Consider the following 18,017-nt stretch of genomic DNA (forward strand, 5'->3'; position numbering starts at 1 on the left):
GCGCGCCCATGCGCAGCGTGGTGCTGCCATTGTTCGTTGGGGGAACCACTGTCTTAGGTATTTCAGCGTCAGGGGGACTGGCGCAACTCGGCGGCGGAATTACCGCCGCTACTGGTGGTTCCTCGGTTGCAGTATCGACTGCCGGTTCCGGGGCTGCAGCTGTGGTGACGGGAACCGTGAGTGCTTCGGCAGTTGCAGCTGGAGTGGGAGCTGGCCTAGCTGCGCTGGCGGTGGCCGCTTCAGCGGTCGGTATTTTGACGCCACTATTTGACGACCGTTCAACAGCACCCGTTGCATTGCCTCAGGAGCGGTCCGTTGAACAAGAGCCGGATAATGTAGATCCGATCGATGCGCCCTCCGCATTGGAGGACATCCTCATGGATCTCGTGTCATTTGAGTCCGCCACACCTGAATCGGAGGGCCGGGAGGGGCTGGACGACAGCCAAATGCGCTTGCCTCTGCAGAGCCCCGAGGGCCAGCGATCGGATCTCCCCGATAACGCCATTGCTGACTATCCTTTGAATTTGGGTAGTCCGGGCACTCCTACAATGCCTCCTGTAGAAGAAGCGTCCGATCTTCCGGCTTCTGCGCCTACGGTTGAACCAACGCCGGAGCCTACGGTTGAGCCGACGGTGGAGCCTTCGCCGGAACCTACGGTCGAGCCTTCGCCGGAACCTACGGTCGAGCCTTCGCCGGAACCTACGGTCGAGCCTTCGCCGGAACCTACGGTCGAGCCTTCGCCGGAACCTACGGTCGAGCCTTCGCCGGAACCTACGGTCGAGCCTTCGCCGGAACCTACGGTCGAGCCTTCGCTGGAACCTACATCGGAACCAACGCCAGTGCCTACGGTTGAGCCGACGGTGGAGCCTTCGCCGGAACCTACACCGGAACCTACACCGGAACCTACACCGGAGCCTACGGTTGAGCCTTCACCGGAACCTACGGTCGAGCCGACCGTGGATCCTTCGTCGGAACCTACACCGGAACCTACACCGGAGCCTACGGTCGAGCCTTCGCTTGAACCTACGGTCGAGCCGACTGTGGAGCCTTCGTCGGAACCTACACCGGAACCTACACCGGAGCCTACGGTCGAGCCTTCCCCTGAACCAACGCTGGAGCCTATGGTCGAGCCTTCCCCTGAACCAACGCTGGAACCAACGCTGGAGCCGACGGTCGAGCCGACTGTGGAGCCTTCGTCGGAGCCTACGGATGAACCAACGTCGGAACCTACCGTTGAGCCGACACCGGATCCATCCGAAGAACCGGTCGATCCAGAAGAACCCGAATCGACATCGAGTTTTGACGTGTCGGTTGAACGAATTAGCGACCGCTTCCTACTGCAGTACGTTTTCACCGTCGACCCTGGAGCTGTAGCGCCCGGAGAGACCTTTGAGTTCAGCATGAAAATGGACCGCCGCTACTGGGGTTGGGCTAGCTTCGGACAGAACTGCTCGTCGAGTTCACGGTACTCGCAGCAGATGAACGTTGAATGCGTGGTCTCCGAGGACAGCCCTGTAAAACTGACGATCACGGTTCTACATGGACGCGGCAAGCTGGGTGTCCTTTTCGCGCAACCCGGAGCACCTGGATCAGGGGTCGAATTCGCTGTCCCTCGGCAGTAGCACCGGGCGGACGGGTAGGAAGCGCGCATCCGCCGTAAGCGGGTGCGCGCTAACGAAATCCCCGACGAGCAGATATCGCTTTGCGCCCGGCTATTGATTGGCTGATGGGCTCACCGATTACCGGTACGACATCATAAATATCGACCAGACAGTTCACTGCTGCTCTCATATGTTCAGGGTTTGCGGATGGCTCAACGTATCCTTGCTAACTTTTCTTTTCCAGAGAGGATCAAAAACTCTTGACCTGCATTCGGAATGTGTTTTAGGCTTCAAGGTAACCTGATATACCAATTGGATACTAAATGAAGATTTTGTGCTGGGCCCCAAGGAGGCACTTGATTCGCGCGAAATCCAACGGTCTTGAGGCCATACGAATAACCGTCACAAATGGCCGGCGCTGCACTTGCTTGCGGCTCCGACCCAGACGCAAAATCTTCTCTCCGGTTGGCCTAGGGATCCACAGCCAAGCATTCTGAGCGAGGGTAAAACCCAATGATCTCCAATGAAACAATCACCAGCTACCTTGAACGGCTCGCTTCTAAGGCGCCTACTCCGGGGGGAGGTGCTGCCGCGGCCTTGCACGCCGCCCAGGGCGCCGCGCTGGTGTCCATGGTTGCCGAGTTTACCTCCGGACCGCGATTCCGAGAGGTCGAGGACAAAGCTCAGCCGATCGCCAAACACGCACGCGTACTGATGCGTTCGGCGCTGTTCGAGGCGCAGGAAGACGAACGATTGTTCGGGGCCTTAGGCGATGCATACAGGATGCCCAAGGAGGATGAAGAGCAGCAGGCAGCGCGCACCGCGGCCATACAAAGCGCCACCATTGCCGCGGCCGCACCGTTGGTCTCAACCGTTGAATCCTCCGCGGTGGTCATTGAGCTCGCCCAGCGTTTGGTCGAGATCGGAAACCGATCGGTGATCAGCGATGTGGCTGCAGCCGCCGAAGCGGCGCGAGCCGCCCTGGGTACCGCGCTGGTGACGCTGGAAATGAATATTGCGGCAATACAGGAAGCCGAACAGCGCGAACGCTTGAGCCTCGTGGCCAGCCAAGCCGCCGACGCGATCGTGGCGGCAGAAGCACTCAGCGCGCAGGTCCGCTTGGTGGTGGCTGCATGACCGCGCAACGCCTCGCCGGACAGCCGGTGGCCGCAGCCATCCGTGAACGCACCGGCCAACTCGTTTCGCGGCTGGCGAGCGAAGGGATCACCGCCCGGGTGGCGGTGGTGCTCGCAACCGACAACGAGGCAACGTCCTGGTATGTGCGCTCCATTGAACGCGCCGCCGAACGGCTCGGAGTTCACTGCCAGGTGCTCGACTTGGCCACCGGCACCCAGTCGGAGATTGCCCAAGCGATCCGGGCCTTGAACGCAGACGAGACGGTGCACGGCATCATTCTGCAGACGCCGCTGCCCGAATCGGTTGACCCGGCCTCCCTGGTGCAGCTGATTGACCCGGCCAAGGATATTGATGGAGCCAACCCGCTGAGCCTGGGCAGGCTCAGCGTGGGCCAGCCGGCCTTTGCGCCGGCTACGGCACGTTCGGTCATCGAAATCCTCGAACACTATCAAGTCCCACTCGCCGGAGAGCACGTTGCGGTGGTGGGCCGTTCCGCGGTGGTGGGCAAACCGCTCGCCCAGCTCTTGCTGCAGCGCGACGCAACGGTGAGCATCTGCCATTCTCGAACCACCAATCTCGCCGAGATTACCAGGGGCGCGGCGGTGACCGTTGTGGCGGTTGGCCGGGCGAACCTGCTTACCGGCAACGAGGTCAGCGATTCGTCGGTAGTCATCGATGTGGGCACCAATGTCACCGAGGATGGCCAGCTGGTAGGCGATGTTCACGCGGAGTCGGTGCAGCCACTGGTCCGGGCGATGAGCCCGGTGCCCGGGGGAGTAGGCACGGTAACCACCGCCCTGTTGATCCTGCACGCAACGCAGGCGGCGCTAGCCGCCCTTGAAAATGCCGCATCGAAAGGAGCTCCCATGGCCGGACGCCGGTAGCTGTTCGCCAGCGTTTAGGGCACAAGTGCAAGGCAAGCCAGCCCGCATGGTTGCTTAGGACGTTGAACCGGCAGGTACAAGGCAACAATAGTATCTTCACGGTGCGCGTTGGCCTGGATCCGGAGTGGGATCTGGCGCCGGCGCCGCGCTGGAAAAAATAGCCGCTGCATCATCGCTTGGAAGGCCGATGATGCAGCGGCTTTCTTTGTGTTCCAGAGATATTTGCCGTTCGAGCGTTGGCGTGGCCTGCCCACCGCAAACGGCCCATGCCGTGTTGCGGGTGGTTCAGATCAACGGGCAGTGCAATTCGAAGTGCCGCCACCTTGTAAATGAGCCAGGTGTATGCGGTTGAATGAGCTCCACGTAGAACTGGGACAAATTGGACACCAAGTCTCGAAGTCTACTGCGGTAGTGAGAGAGCTTCGCATCATCACGGCTCAATGGTTGGGCCCAGTTGATGAAGAATGGGGGTTAGAAGTGGTAGATGGGGCGTGATCGATCTGGGCGATGAATTCGTTGACCCATTGAACGGCGGAGATGACATCAGCGGCTACGTTGAGTCCATTTGCTGCTTCGGCATAGAGGGATTCCCAGTCGGTTTCTTCAACCGCTACAGGTGGCCAAGGGTGCGCTTTGCGGTAAGTGAAGAGTCGGACGCAGGTTGATCGTACTTGCGTGAGATCTAGTTGCTCTTGGGTGCCCAGCAGCTGAAGGTCTACGAGGTCCCGGGCTCGGTCACTTCCAGGAGCGGTAGATGCATGGATTTTCTGGGCGATTTGATGATCTGCTGGCATTACCGGCACAGGAGCTGGGGATGGTAAGCCGAGAGAAGTGAACATGTCGATAAGGTTCTCAGCAAGAACCAGTACGGGGTGTTCCGCGTCGCCGATTTCATTGTGGCCCAGTTCAAAGGGGACGGTGCACCATGCTTTACCCTTGTAGTCGAGCTTGACGTCGAAGGGTTTCATTACATAGGAAGCCGGGACTCCTGCGGGTTTCAGTTGCTTCTTTTCAACAAGACGTCCGGTGAAGCCCTCCCATCCTTCTAGGAGGCGATCTGCGAAATCATCGCGGAACTTTGCCAGTCCACTGGCCCGTGCGGCGTCGAGGTCACGCGTGAATCGTGTTCCAGTGCCATATCGCAATGCCATAGCACTTCCACCTTTTACGGATCCTCCGGGGAGCATTTGCCCGACAATGACCAGTGCCATGGAGGTGCGTCGCCGGGTGACTAAGCTTTCCTCACCTTCTAAGTTTCTAATGCGCTGGTTGAGCGCTGTGAGATTTGCGGGTGGGGTTGGATACTTCATACGGAAAGTTCCTTACGTACCTGGCGCCATTCTGCAGAGGTGAGAAGTCCTTCGGCGCGGGCCCTGGTCGCGGCGTCTCGTAGTCGTGATGCGGGTACTTGTCCGCGGCATTCAATGAGGGCTTCGGCAACCCGTTGCGCCGGAATCCCCTGATAGTGAGTCACTTTTGTGTCTACGGAAGCTCGAACGAGATTTATATAGCTAGGCATGGCTCGACGTACGCGATGGGTTGTACCAACTGTAATCTTTCGAGGGTTCACATCCGCCAGGCCCAGGAGGGCAAGGACAGTTTCTCCTCGCAGGTGGGAATCGGCGCCCGCCCGCAAGGTGGCTTCCGCGAACTGATCGTGGTCAGTTGGTGGAATGTCGGTGACCCGGTAAAGGCGGTACCCGGTGTGTTCCAAACCGCCTCGGGCGGCAAGTTTTGGCAGCTCCACCGCCGGCACACCAGCGTCGGTGGCGCCGGTGACAGTGACGTAGCCATAGTTGTCGTAGGCGATCTCTCGCAAGATGTCTCTATAGCTTTGCTTCATGTCAATATTATACCGTTAACAGTATAAAATTGACACCACTATCAGCGGGCAAAATCCCTGTGCTGTATTGCCGAAGGCCGTGACGACAGGACTCCTCAACCCAGCGAATCCTGCAGTATGCGCTCAATGATGCTCGCCCTAGGTCTATTCGCGAATGGCATGTTCAGGTAATGCCGCTGTTTCGTCGCCGGCGGAGTGAAGTTATTTGCTGAACGCCCTAACGTGCTCGGTAGCCCAACCCGCAGGATGCCAACGACGAAGCCCGGTCTTGAGCTACCCAGGGTAGTTCCACTGATGATCAAACGAGGCGGAAACCAGAACACAGCGCGCGTCTCGTACTTATATATACGTATATACGGCAAGAGGCCGGGAAGCTGTTCATAACGAACAGCTTCCCGGCCTCTCGGTGGCTGGAAGCGGCTAGCTGGCCGAGGTGGCCAGCGAAACTCCGCGCAGCCGGTCCATCTGCGGATCGTACAGCGGGTCGTCGACCACGGTCGCGGCGATCGGCTTACCGAAGTACTCGATCTGCACCGCATCTCCGGTCTGCACCGACTTCGGCAGCCAGGCGTAGGCGATGGGCTTGCGCACCGTGTAGCCAAAGGTGGCACTGGTGACATAGCCGGCCGGTTCCCCGTCCACGTAGACCGGTTCCTTGCCCAGAACCACGGACACGCCATCATCAACGGTCAGGCAGCGCAGCCGCTTGGTGGCCGCGGCGGCGCGGTCCGCCAGGGCGGACTTGCCCACGAAGTCCACGGTCTTGGCGGCCTTGACCGCGAAGCCGAGCCCTGCCTGTTCCGGCTCGTGCTCGCTGGTCACGTCGGTGCCGAAGGAGCGGAAGCCCTTCTCCAATCGCATGGAGTTGAACGCTTCGCGTCCACCGGCGATGATGCCGTGCTCTTGGCCGGCTTCGAAGAGTACATCCCAGAGCCGTGCGCTGACATCCGCCGAGGCGTAGAGCTCCCAGCCGAACTCGCCCACGTAGGACAGGCGCATCGCGGTCACCGGAATGCCGGCGATGGAGATCTGCTTGGTGCGGAAGTACTTCAGCCCCTCGTTGCTCATATCGTCTTCGCTGACCTTGGCCATCACCTCTGGGGCCAACGGCCCCCACAAACCGATGCAGGAAGTCCCGGCCGTGATATCGCGTACCGCGACCCACTGGCCCGGGTTTGCCTCGTTGAACTTGCGGGCTTCCCGGCTGAGGTAGGCGACATCCACATTCGAGTTGATGCCGGCCTGGTAGAGCTCTTCGGAGATGCGGGCCACGGTGATATCGCTGGTGATGCCGCCGGCGGCGTCCAGCAGCAGGGTGTAGCTGACCATGCCCGGGGCGCGCAGCATATTCGCCGTGGTCAAGCCCTGGAGCATCTGCCCGGCTCCGGGGCCGGTGACCTCCACGCGCTTGAGCGGTGTCATGTCGAACATCGCCACGGCGGTGCGCGTCTTCCAGGCTTCCACCGCGGCAATCGGCGAGTGGAACATGTCCGACCAGTCATCGCGCGCCGGGGCGGCCCAATCCTCGGGCAGCTGCTCGAGCAGGGCGGCGTTGGCCTCGTACCAGTGCGGGCGCTCCCAGCCGGTGCCTTCCAGGAAGAAGGCTCCCAGTTCCTGCTGGCGGGAGAAGAACGGGCTGGTGCGCACATTGCGCGGCTTCAGCCGCGGCTCCAGCGGGTGGCGGATATCGTAGATTTCCACGAAGTTCTGCTGCGAGGTTTCGCTGACGTACTCCTTGGTGGTCTGCATGTCCTCGAAGCGGTTCAGGTCGCAGTCGCTCAAATCGGTCTTCGACTGCCCGGTGGTGATCAGCTCGGCCACGGCCTTGGCGATGCCCGGCGCGTGGGTGACCCACACGGCCTCGGCCACGAAGAAGCCGTCGACCTCCTTGGACTGGCCCACCAGCGAACCGCCGTCCGGGGTGAAGGAGAAGATCCCGTTGAAGCCGCGCTGGATCTGCGTATTGCGCAGATCCGGCAGCAGCTCCTTGGTCGCTTCCCATTCGGCGGCGAAGTCCTCGGGGGTGAAGTCCAGCGAGGAGGGCATCCGCTCGGAGGTGATTTCCTCGGGCTTGTAGGTCCGCAGGGTGTCCAGGTCCACGGGCATCGGGCGGTGCGCGTAGGAGCCGATGCCGATGCGGTCTCCCCACTCGCGGTAGTAGAGATCGCGATCCTGGTAGCGCAGGATCGGCCGGCTGGCGCCGTTGGGCAGTTCGTTGATGCCCGCGAGGCTCGGTGCCGGGGTGGTCCAGGCGAACTGGTGTCCCAAAGGCAGCAGCGGGATCTCGGTGCCCACCATCTTTCCGATATTCGGGCCCCAGAAACCCGCGCAGGAGACTACGATATCTGCCTCGAAGCGGTCCTCGCCGCAGATGACCGCGGTGACCTTTCCGCCGGATTGCTCGATATCGGTGACCACCGTGCGGTCGCGGAATTCCACGCCCGCGGCCTTGGCGCGTTCCATCACCAATTGGGTTCCCTTGGCGGCCAGGGCCAATCCGTCGTTCGGCGTGTAGAGGCCGCCGAGCACCAGCTCGGGGTTGAGCATCGGGAACTTCTTCAGGCAATCCTCCGCGTCGACCACGTGCGCGTCCACCCCATAGGAGCGGTTCCATCCGGCGCGGCGATGCAGATCGGCCAAGCGCGCCTCGGTGGTGGCGATCTCCAGCCCGCCCACGCGCAGGTAGGAGCCACGGCCGTCGGCGCCCACCAGCGAGTCGAGCTTCTCGATGGTGTACTGCGCGAATTCGGTCATGGATTTCGACCCGTTGGACGAGAAGACCAGGCCCGGGGCGTGCGAGGTCGAGCCGCCGGGGATATCCAGCGGGCCCTGTTCGATAACCAAGGTATTGGTGTGGCCCAGTTGGACAAGTTCGTCCGCCAGGTTGGCGCCGACGATTCCGGCTCCGATGATTACTACCCGAGGTGAAGTTTGAGACATGGGGGACTCCTTAAGTACTGATGGTGTGGTGGAGCAACTGCTGGCGGTACGGGAGGATGCGGCCGCGATGCCTAGGCATCGATGACCAGATCGGTTTGTGCGGTGGAGCAGCAGGGCAAGAACTTGCCGGCGGTGATCTCCCGGGCGCGAATGCCGCCCTGGTGGTTCATCTCCACGTCCCCTTCGAGCTTGACGACCTTGCAGGAGCCGCACATGCCTTCCTGGCAGTTGGCCCCGATGCGCACTCCTGCGCGTTGGGCTACCCCGAGGATGCGCTCATCCGAATTGATCTTGACGTTGATCGCGGTCCGCAGGAAGGTCATGGTCAGCTCGCCTTCGCCCACCGTGGGGAAGGAGGAGGCGGCAGGTGGCTCTTCTTCGCTGACCAGCGGCTCGGCCGGCGGCAACGGAGCATCGGAGTCGACCACGACCAGCTTTTGGCCGACGGCCTCCAGGGTGCCCGTCTCGTCATAGTCCGGCTCGTACATGCTCAGTTCCGGGGGCTGGCTCTCGTAGAACTCCTCCACCGATTCGGCGACTTCTTCCGCGATGCCCTCTGCCAGTGCGATTTCTGCCTGGTATTCGAGCAGCGTCTTGCGGTCGCCGGAGAAGAATTCCATGAACACCGAGGTGTCATCCACGCCGACTTCGCGTAGCAGCTTGGTGGCCGAGTTCAGATATCCTTCCGGACCGCAGGCGAACACCTTGCGGCCGTTGGCATCCGGGGCTACCGCCTCGATCATTTCAGCGGTGAGCCGTCCGGAGTATCCGTCCCAGTCTGCGGGTTTTTCGCGGTTGCCCAGCGAGTAGGAGACCCTGATGCGCGGATCGACCTGCTTGATGTATTCCAGCTCGCGCCAGAACGGGAAGTCTCCGGGCACGGTGCCATGGCAGAGCACCACCACATCGGCCTGGCCGGGCAGTGAGTGGATGGTGCGCACCATCGACATGATCGGGGTGACCCCGGCCCCGGCCCCCAGGAACAGGAAGCGGGCGCGGCGGTCGGAATCGCCTAGGTGGAAGGCCCCGACCGGGCCGAGCATGTCCAGCACCATGCCCGGACGCAGGTTCTCGTGCGCCCAGGTGGAGACCAGTCCCTTGGGGTCGCGCTTGATGCTGACATTGAAGGTCCAGGGCACGGTGGGCGCGCTGGAAATCGAATAGCTGCGATCCACCGTCTCCTGGTCTTCGCCATGTACGGGAAAGGCGATGTTCAGGTACTGGCCTGCGCGGAATGCCAGCGGGGCGCCATCGAGGCGGCGGAAGACGAAAGTCATCAGCCCGCCGGCTTCCTCGATGGTCTGCACGCATTCGGCCAGGAATTCCTGGGGGTGCCAGGGGCCCAGTGCGCGGGCTGCGCTCGCCGGGCCTTCTTGGCTGCTGAGTACGCGGTTCCAGGGCATTTCCAGCCCGCGCAGGCGCTGGGCGCTGGCGGTGCTCAGGAGCTTGGCGGTACCGGTCATGCCAGGTGCTCCAAAACGCGCTGCGTGTACCAGTTGATGAATGCTTCGACCTGGTATTCGCTCTTCATGTACGGGCCGGGTTCGTAGGCGGGGCTGTTGGCTCCGGACTGGCAGAGCTCGACAAAGGCCTTGTCCTGCAGATTCGTCTGCTTCCAGGTGTGGGTGAGCGTCTCCAGATCGTAGTCGTCGCCCTCCACGGCGTCGTCGGCCACGAGCCAGGTGGTGCGGACCAGGGTCTGGTGCTCGTTAATAGGGAAGGCCGCGAAGGTGATCACGTGGTCGGACTGGAAATGGAACCAGCTATTGGGCTGCAGGTGCATGGAGCAGCGGCCCAAGCGGAAGTCGCGCAGCTCACCCAGCAGCTTCTTCGAGAGCCGGTGCCCGTCGGCGGAGAAGGACTCTCCGTCGCCATCCAGGGATTCGCGGGAAATGCGGATCCCCGCGACGCGGGTGTCCAGCTCCTCGACGACTTCGTAGGGGATCCCGTAGCGGCGGCAGCGCTCTTCCAGCCCGGCTTGGGCTTTCTGATTGCGTTCCCAGACTTCTTCGAGATGCGTGGGCACGGTCTCGTCGGTCAGGCCCCAGGTGGGGAACAGCGAACAGGCTAGTTCCGGGTGGCCATCGCAGTGGTAGCACTCGCGGTTGTTCTCCATCACCAGCTTCCAGTTGCCCTCTTCGATGATGTTCTGCTGGTAGGCGACCTTGGCGCGGGAAATATCATGCGGCGCCAGGTAGGGTTCGAAAATTTCGGCGACCTGGTCAAAATCGGCAGGTGGTTCCTTGGCCAGGGACACGAAGATCAGCCCGGCGTGGATCCGGCCGTGGGCGCGTTTGAGCGCAAAGCAATTCTTGTCAAAGGTTCCCTCGCCCGGAGCCGAGGCGTGGATCAAGTTGCCCTCCGGGGAATAGGTCCACGAGTGATAGCCGCACACCAGGTTGCCGGTGCTGCCCGAAGCTTCGGTCAGCACGCGGGCTCCGCGGTGCCGGCACACGTTGTGCAGCACATTGACGCCACCGTCATCGGTGCGCAAAACGATCAGCGAATGCGGACCGTAGTCGAGGGTGACGTAGTCTCCGCCCTCCGGGATTTCGGCAACGCTGGCGGCAAAGAGCCAGTGGGTTCCGAAGATTGCCTGCATTTCGACCTTGAATACCGCAGGATCCGTGTACAACGGAGCCTCAAGCGAGTAGCCCTTGCGCCGATTCTGAAAGAGTTCGGTAATCTCGGCGAGTTGTTCATCGCTCACCGTTGAGGCGAGCTTGCCACGCGTCGAGTGCGGAGTGCTTACCGAAGCGGTCATGTTTTACTCCTAGAAGCCGGACGCCAGCGGGCGTCCACGAAGGGGGAAATTGGGGAAGATCCTTGTGAGTCGAATCACCATATGAGTCGAGACTAGAAACAATTTGCCAACAAGAAAAGCGCAAGAAAGTGAACGAAATCGTGCAGAATGGGTGCATGATCGATCCTCGCCTCATCACCCTTCGAGTCTTCTCCTCGGCGGGCACCATTGCACGCACCGCCGAACTCACCGGATACTCGCCTTCGGCGGTCTCCGCGCAGCTTCGTGAGCTGCAGCGTTCCCTGGGAATCAAGCTGATGATCAAGGACGGGCGCGGGGTGCGGTTGACCGTCGCCGGCCGGCACTTTGTGGCGGGACTCGACGACATTGTGACGCAATGGGAGCTGCTCAGGTCCTCGGCGCTGTCGACTGAAGGGCAGGTTCAGGGCGATTTCGGGTTGGGCGGTTTTTCGACGGCGGCCGCGCAGCTGCTGGCTCCGCTGGCTTCGACCCTGCGCAGAACGCGGCCGCATGTCGAGGTGCGGCTCATGGAGGCCCAGCCGCAGCGCTGCCTGGATCTATTGCTCGCCGAGCGGATCGACCTCGCCGTCATTGTGGCGTCGCAAACGCCTGGGTCAAGTGGCGGCAGCACAAAGTTTGAGCAGACCGTGTTGCTCGATGACCCGCTCGATGTGGTGCTGCCCGCGGAGCATCGGCTGGCGATGAATAAATCGGTGTCGCTCTCAGAGCTCGCCGAGGATCCGTGGATCTCGGACTCGGAGCAATCGGTCTATCGAGCCCTGTTCGTTGCCGCCTTCACCTCGCTGGGGGTCACCCCGCATATTGCCCACGAGGCGGTCGAGTGGGAAACGATGATCGCCTTCATCGGGGCGGGACTGGGAGTGGGGTTGATGCCGCGCTTGGCGACCTTGGGCAGTGCGGAGAATGTGGTGCGCCGCCGAATCTCCGGAGCAATCAAGCCATCGCGGCGAATCGTCGCGGTGACGCGCAAGGGCAGCAAGGGGGCGCCGCTCATCGAGGAATCTTTGACGGTTCTGCAGAGCACCGCAAAGAGCATTATTTCCCAGCGATTGACCGAGGAATTGGACGGGTAGCCCCTCCCTCTGGCATCGGCGGGAGCGCGAGTCAAGTTTCGGTTTCCTATTGACATAGATCACACTCATGAGGAGACTTGGCCTAATTCCAATTAGTATCCAACTGATATTTCAAGGGAAAGGTCCACCATGGGCAACTTGGCAGTAAGCTACGCCGGCGCAGGCAAGGTCGAACTCATCGATTCGCCGTATCCGGAATTCGAATTGAAGGACGGCCCGGGAGTCCACCCGGCAAACATTGGCCGCCAGGTCCACCACGGCGTCATCCTGCGCACCATCGCCACCAACATCTGCGGCTCCGACCAGCATATGGTCCGTGGCCGCACCACTGCCCCGGAGGGCCTTGTGCTGGGCCACGAGATCACCGGAGAAGTGATCGAAGTCGGCCGCGACGTGGAATTCCTCAAGGTGGGGGACATCGTTTCGGTGCCCTTCAACATCTCCTGCGGCCGCTGCCGCAACTGCAAGGTCGGACAGACCGGCATCTGCTTGAACGTCAACCCGGACCGTCCGGGTTCCGCCTACGGCTACGTGGACATGGGCGGATGGGTCGGCGGGCAAGCCGAATACGTGCTGGTTCCATACGCAGACTGGAACGCGCTGAAATTCCCGGACCGAGACCAGGCCATGGAGAAGATCCTTGACCTGACAATGCTTTCGGACATCTTCCCCACCGGCTACCACGGAGCCATTGGCGCCGGGGTAACCGTCGGATCGACCGTATATGTCGCCGGCGCCGGTCCCGTGGGCCTGGCGGCGGCCACCTCGGCACAATTGCTCGGCGCGGCAACCGTCATCGTCGCGGATCTCAACGCAGACCGGCTAGCGCAAGCGCGCAGCTTCGGATGCGAGACGGTGGACGTCTCGCTCGGTGATCCGGGCGAGCAGATCGCACAGATCCTGGGCACGCCCGAGGTCGACTGCGGCATCGACGCCGTCGGCTTCGAGGCGCGCGGACACGGGCACGACGCCGGCAAGGAGCAGCCGGCCACCGTGCTGAACTCGCTCATGGAGATCACCCGGGCCGGCGGCAGCCTCGGCATCCCCGGGTTGTATGTCACGGGAGATCCCGGAGCCAGCGACGAAGCGGCCAAGCGGGGCTCGCTTTCCATGCGCTTTGGGCTAGGTTTTGCCAAGTCCCATACCTTCGTCACCGGCCAGTGCCCGGCGATGAAGTACAACCGAGGGTTGATGCAGGCGATTCTCTCGGACAAGGTTTCGATCGCCAAAAACGTCAATGCGACCGCCATCCCGTTGACCGACGCGCCCAAGGGATACGCGGCCTTCGACGAGGGCGCGGCGCAGAAGTTCGTGCTCGACCCGCACGGCCTGATCGGCGCTTAGCCGGCGGAGCGCAGCGCGGGGAGGCAAGGTTTTTGCCTTCGGCCCCGCGTTTCCGGCGCAGCCGGTGCATCATTCGGCGACCGCCGTGCCCCTGCCAGTACATTGAGCACGGCGGTCGCCGCCTTTAATATAACCGAGCAACGACTTTGTTGCGCCCGTTTTCCGGTTGCGGGCAGGCCAAGCCGAGGAACCATCGCGGTAGGCCGTCATGTTCCACCATCAAAGGAAAATCTATGAATCGCAATGATCAACCAGTTCAAGATCTAGTCAGCGAGCTGCATTCGGCTCGCCGGCGCAGGCCGCGGAAATATCCGTCGGGCGGGACCGACTATTGGGTTTTTGGAATTGCCGGCGCCCTGGCGCTGGCGTTCATCGCTTGGGGATTTTCCTCGCCGACCGGTCTGGGAAACACCGCGGGTAAGGCCTTGGACTGGGTGATCACGAATACCGGATGGATGTTCGTGATTGCGGCTACCGTCTTCACCATATTCGTGCTGGTTGTGGCGGCCAAGAACTTTGGGCGCATCCCGCTGGGCAAAGATGGCGAAAAGCCGCAATTCAGCACCATTTCCTGGATTTCCATGATGTTTGCCACCGGCATGGGCATCGGCCTGGTGTTCTACGGTGTAGGCGAACCATTGTTCTTCTACATGTCTCCTCCGCCGGGAACGGTGGAGGGCCAAAGCGCCGCGGCCGTCGGCACCGCCATGGGCACCACGCTGTTCCACTGGACGCTCTTCCCCTGGGCCATGTATGCGATTGTCGGCTTGGGCATGGCCTATGGAAGCTTCCGCTTGGGGCGGCCGCAGCTGTTCTCTGCGATGTTCAGCTCAATCTTTGGCGAGCGGGTGGTCAACGGCTGGGGTGGCAAGACGATTAACATCTTGGCCATCCTGGCGACGCTTTTCGGGTCGGCTTGCTCGTTGGGACTCGGTGCGCTGCAAATCGGCGGCGGAATACAGTCGGCCGGACTCCTGCCGACCGTGGGCTCCGGAGTTCTGGTTCTGATCATCGCGGTTCTCACCGCCTTGTTCGTCGGTTCGGCGGTTTCCGGCATTGAGCGCGGAATTCAATGGCTTTCGAATATCAACATGATTCTTGCGGTCATCCTCGCGCTTATCGTATTCATCGGTGGGCCAACGTTGTTCATCTTGAACGTGATTCCAAACGCGGTGGGATCCTTTATCAGCGATCTGCCTGAAATGGCTTCGCGCACGGCCTCTTCCGGCGACGGAACCATGGCCACCTGGCTGTCGTCCTGGACCATCTTCTACTGGGCCTGGTGGGTTTCATGGACCCCGTTCGTCGGTCTCTTCATTGCCCGCATCTCGCGCGGCCGCAGCATCCGGCAATTTGTCACCGGCGTGCTGCTGGTGCCGTCCACGGTGACGTTGATCTGGTTCGCCATCTTCGGCGGCGGAGCGATCGGCCTGCAGGAGCGGGCGGAACGTTCCGGAGACATGGGCCAAGCCATGGCGCAGATGGTGGATGGGGTGCCGAATATCAACTTCAATTCGGTACTTTTCGATCTGCTTGGAAGCTTGCCCTTCCCCGCATGGTTTGGCACGGCGCTCATAGCGTTGACCGTGGTGCTGATCGCGATCTTCTTCGTCACCGGAGCCGACTCGGCCTCCATCGTCATGGGTGCGCTGAGCGAACGCGGTGCCGAGGAGCCGTCCAAGAAGTCGGTGATTTTCTGGGGTGTTTCGGTTGGTGCGGTGGCCGCGGTCATGCTGCTTGCCGGCGGGGACCACCCGGCTGCGGCCTTGAACGGGTTGAAGAACATCACCATCGTCTCGGCGCTGCCGTTCGTGCTGGTGATGCTGCTACTCTGCGTGGCGATTTGGAAGGATCTGAGCAAGGATCCCCTGGTGCTGCGGGGCAGGGTTGCGCTCGAAGTCCTCGAACAGGCCGTAGACGATGGGATTGATCGGCACGATGGAGAGCAGTTCTGCCTGATGACCACCGAGCAGGCAATCGTGACGGTGCAGAATGCGCCCTTGAACGGTGAAGCGAAGGACGCTTTTGTAGATTTGGACGAGGAGTACGTTGCGGAGTTGGGCTCCCCGAATGGCATGCCCGATTCCCTTGGCTCCGACGGGGATCTGGAAACCGAAAAGGCAACCAAATAAGCCAAGTGCCTCCGCACTAGGCCTGACGGGCCGAGCGACCCATCTGGTAGCTCGGTCTGTCAGGGTGCGCGGCGCAAGGCCTGTTCAAAGTGCGTGACGTGTGCCGACACCAACTGCGCCGCCAGCTCATCTTCGCCTTCGAGGATTGCGCGGAGCAAAGCCGTATGTTCGGTGATGTGCTCGGCGATCGGTGGCATTTGGTCAATCACCAGGCACCAGATCCGCGTCACCAGATTATCCAAGCGGACGAGGGTTTCCTCAAGGTGCTTATTGGCGCTGGCTTTGTAGATGAGCCGGTGGATTTGCACGTCTAGCAGCAGCAGCGAACGCTGATCGACGCTCCCATCCAGGGCATCGATCGTGTCCAGGTAGTTGGTGATCTCGGCTCTGATTCCGGCATCTTTGTTAGCCGCCGCATTTCGGGCAGCCAGGGGTTCGAGGGTCTGGCGAATTTCGGAAATATGGTTCAGCTCGTGGAAGTCAACGGCCGTGGCAAAGGTGCCGCGGCGCGGGTAGGAGACCACCAAGTGATCCGTTTCCAGCCGTTTCAACGCTTCCCGAATCGGAGTGCGTCCCACGCCGAGTTCTTCGGCTAGCTGCGGCTCATGAATTGGGTGGGTGGGAGCAATTTCGAGCAACACCAGACGATCGCGAAGTACGCCGTAGGCATGATCGGCCATCGATTGGGTACCCATATCGGTGCCTGCGGTCTTAGGGGGCATCAAGTTTTCGCTCTCTTCACTGGTCATATATCAGTTGCCAATAATCAAAGGGTATCGCTCGAGTGCCAATCGGTCACTTCCTCAGAGCTGCGGAAGAGTCGTTGTGGGCTAGGTGCGAGCAGCTCGCTCACCGAAGCGGCGCCAGTTGGAAGGTGAGGCCGATCCGCGCTTCCGCCACAGGCGGCCCTGCAAGCCAAGCAGATACGCTCGTTTGCCTAGGGGTTCTAGGATTCTCGGGGTTTCAGAATCGGTTGATTCAGCGGTTTTCGGGACAATAAAAAATCCCCTTAGATTCTTATTGACGCTGTGATGCAGCGAACATAGACTTGTGATCAGCTATTGATATATCAGGGATGGGGGTCCGGGATTGAGCTGTCGATTGCCGAAGTTGAAACGCAGAATACAACCTCCGCATTCGGAACGGGTCTTGGGCCCGTGCGGGATGCAGGCATTGGCTAAACCCCTAATCTAAATCTTTGCCCACAGCAGCGATACCCTGTTTGGGAGGGGTGCGGAACTTCTGGCATTGGTGAGCTAATGCTAGAAGAGGGGCGTGGTTGATCAACACAGCGCAGGCGTAGACCACATCGATTCCCCACGAAATGTACGAGGCATGACGGGACACTGTCATCTCGGTGAACCAAAGGAGCGGCAAAATGACCGAACTGAACAATAAATATGTCTTGACCCTCACCTGCGCAGAGCGCCCGGGGATTGTCCATGCCGTGACCGGTCTGCTGTTGAAGCACCACGGGGACATCCGGGAACTGAAGCAGCATGATGACCAGCGTTCTGGAACGTTGTTCATGCGCATTGAGTTCGAAGTGTCCCAAACTTCCAACGTTTCTGCCGAAATTGCCGAATTGGAGTCAAGTCTGACCGATCTGGCGACAGAGCACGACGCTACTTGGGGCCTGCGGGCCTCGGGCAAGAAGAAGCGCGTGGTGATCATGGTGTCAAAGTTCGGTCACTGCCTGCATGACCTGTTGTTCCGCGCACGCATGGGGGAACTGCCGGTCGAGATCGCAGCGGTCGTCTCCAACCACCCGGATCACCGGCAGCAGGTGGAATGGAACGGAATACCGTTCTTCCACGTACCGGTCACCGCCGAGACCAAGCCGGAGGCAGAGGCCCGGCTCATGGAGCTCGTTGACCGTTTCGACGTGGATTTGGTGGTGCTCGCCAGGTACATGCAGGTCCTCTCCGATGATCTCACCCGGCAGCTCACCGGGCGCGCGATCAACATCCACCATTCATTCCTCCCGTCCTTCAAGGGGGCCAAGCCGTATCACCAGGCCTTTGAGCGTGGCGTAAAGACCGTGGGCGCGACGGCGCACTACGTGAACAGCGAATTGGATGAGGGGCCGATCATTGCCCAGCAGGTCCAAAACGTTGATCACAGCTACGGGCCCGAGGATCTTGTTGCTGCAGGTCGGGATACCGAATGCAAGGCGCTATCGGACGCGGTGCGATGGCACTGTGAAGACCGGATTTTCCTCAACGGTTCACGGACCGTGGTGCTGCGCTAGGTTTTCCCGTACGCTAGCCTCTCGATG

Annotated in this window: 13 protein-coding genes; 7 read left to right on the plus strand and 6 right to left on the minus strand. The window is 61.1% G+C overall.

Features of this window, described 5'->3' with window-relative positions; all coding sequences use genetic code 11:
- The first annotated feature begins 8 nt into the window (after positions 1-8).
- From CQ019_RS08115 to CQ019_RS08125, 3 genes are all read left to right on the plus strand, one after another.
- Entirely contained in the window at positions 9-1,622 is a 1,614-nt protein-coding gene (locus CQ019_RS08115; RefSeq protein WP_258137285.1) for a hypothetical protein, read from the plus strand.
- A gap of 492 nt (positions 1,623-2,114) precedes the next feature.
- A complete protein-coding gene (locus CQ019_RS08120; protein WP_105552556.1) occupies positions 2,115-2,738 on the plus strand; it encodes a cyclodeaminase/cyclohydrolase family protein in 624 nt (207 codons plus the stop codon).
- Positions 2,735-3,622: a bifunctional 5,10-methylenetetrahydrofolate dehydrogenase/5,10-methenyltetrahydrofolate cyclohydrolase gene (locus CQ019_RS08125; RefSeq protein WP_105552557.1), complete on the plus strand. Its 888-nt coding sequence runs from the start codon at positions 2,735-2,737 to the stop codon at positions 3,620-3,622. The genes CQ019_RS08120 and CQ019_RS08125 overlap by 4 nt, the downstream gene beginning before the upstream one ends.
- A gap of 437 nt (positions 3,623-4,059) precedes the next feature.
- Here CQ019_RS08125 and CQ019_RS08130 read toward each other — a convergent pair whose 3' ends face one another.
- The 5 genes from CQ019_RS08130 to CQ019_RS08150 form a co-directional block, all read right to left on the minus strand.
- Positions 4,060-4,932, minus strand: a complete 873-nt coding sequence (locus tag CQ019_RS08130; protein ID WP_105569413.1) for a nucleotidyl transferase AbiEii/AbiGii toxin family protein — start codon at positions 4,930-4,932, stop codon at positions 4,060-4,062.
- The gene (locus CQ019_RS08135; RefSeq protein ID WP_105552559.1) at positions 4,929-5,465 is read right to left on the minus strand and encodes a hypothetical protein; all 537 of its coding nucleotides are present in this window, start codon (positions 5,463-5,465) and stop codon (positions 4,929-4,931) included. Before CQ019_RS08135 ends, CQ019_RS08130 begins: the two co-directional genes overlap by 4 nt.
- Before the next feature lie 420 nt (positions 5,466-5,885).
- The gene (locus CQ019_RS08140; RefSeq protein ID WP_105569414.1) at positions 5,886-8,405 is read right to left on the minus strand and encodes an FAD-dependent oxidoreductase; all 2,520 of its coding nucleotides are present in this window, start codon (positions 8,403-8,405) and stop codon (positions 5,886-5,888) included.
- A 71-nt stretch (positions 8,406-8,476) separates the two neighbouring features.
- A complete protein-coding gene (locus CQ019_RS08145) occupies positions 8,477-9,868 on the minus strand; it encodes a flavin reductase family protein (RefSeq protein ID WP_105569415.1) in 1,392 nt (463 codons plus the stop codon).
- On the minus strand, positions 9,865-11,169 hold the full coding sequence (locus CQ019_RS08150) for an SRPBCC family protein (RefSeq protein ID WP_105552562.1): 1,305 nt from the start codon (positions 11,167-11,169) through the stop codon (positions 9,865-9,867). Before CQ019_RS08150 ends, CQ019_RS08145 begins: the two co-directional genes overlap by 4 nt.
- A gap of 155 nt (positions 11,170-11,324) precedes the next feature.
- Between CQ019_RS08150 and CQ019_RS08155 the strand changes: the two genes are divergently transcribed.
- From CQ019_RS08155 to CQ019_RS08165, 3 genes are all read left to right on the plus strand, one after another.
- On the plus strand, positions 11,325-12,263 hold the full coding sequence (locus tag CQ019_RS08155) for a LysR family transcriptional regulator (protein WP_105552959.1): 939 nt from the start codon (positions 11,325-11,327) through the stop codon (positions 12,261-12,263).
- Positions 12,264-12,392: 129 nt separating this feature from the next.
- Positions 12,393-13,607 (plus strand): formaldehyde dehydrogenase, glutathione-independent, encoded by a 1,215-nt coding sequence (fdhA, locus tag CQ019_RS08160; RefSeq protein WP_105552563.1) that lies wholly within the window; start codon positions 12,393-12,395, stop codon positions 13,605-13,607.
- A gap of 233 nt (positions 13,608-13,840) precedes the next feature.
- The gene (locus CQ019_RS08165) at positions 13,841-15,739 is read left to right on the plus strand and encodes a BCCT family transporter (RefSeq protein WP_105569416.1); all 1,899 of its coding nucleotides are present in this window, start codon (positions 13,841-13,843) and stop codon (positions 15,737-15,739) included.
- Between the two features lie 59 nt (positions 15,740-15,798).
- Here the strand turns inward: CQ019_RS08165 and CQ019_RS08170 are convergent, their stop codons facing one another.
- The gene (locus CQ019_RS08170) at positions 15,799-16,461 is read right to left on the minus strand and encodes a GntR family transcriptional regulator (protein ID WP_105552960.1); all 663 of its coding nucleotides are present in this window, start codon (positions 16,459-16,461) and stop codon (positions 15,799-15,801) included.
- Between the two features lie 656 nt (positions 16,462-17,117).
- Here CQ019_RS08170 and purU point away from each other — a divergent pair.
- Positions 17,118-17,990 carry a formyltetrahydrofolate deformylase gene (gene purU / locus CQ019_RS08175; protein ID WP_105552565.1) on the plus strand — a complete coding sequence of 291 codons (873 nt, stop codon included), beginning with the start codon at positions 17,118-17,120 and terminating at the stop codon, positions 17,988-17,990.
- Positions 17,991-18,017: the final 27 nt, after the last annotated feature.

This window comes from Arthrobacter sp. MYb229 (genome assembly GCF_002975405.1).
GTDB lineage: Bacteria > Actinomycetota > Actinomycetes > Actinomycetales > Micrococcaceae > Glutamicibacter.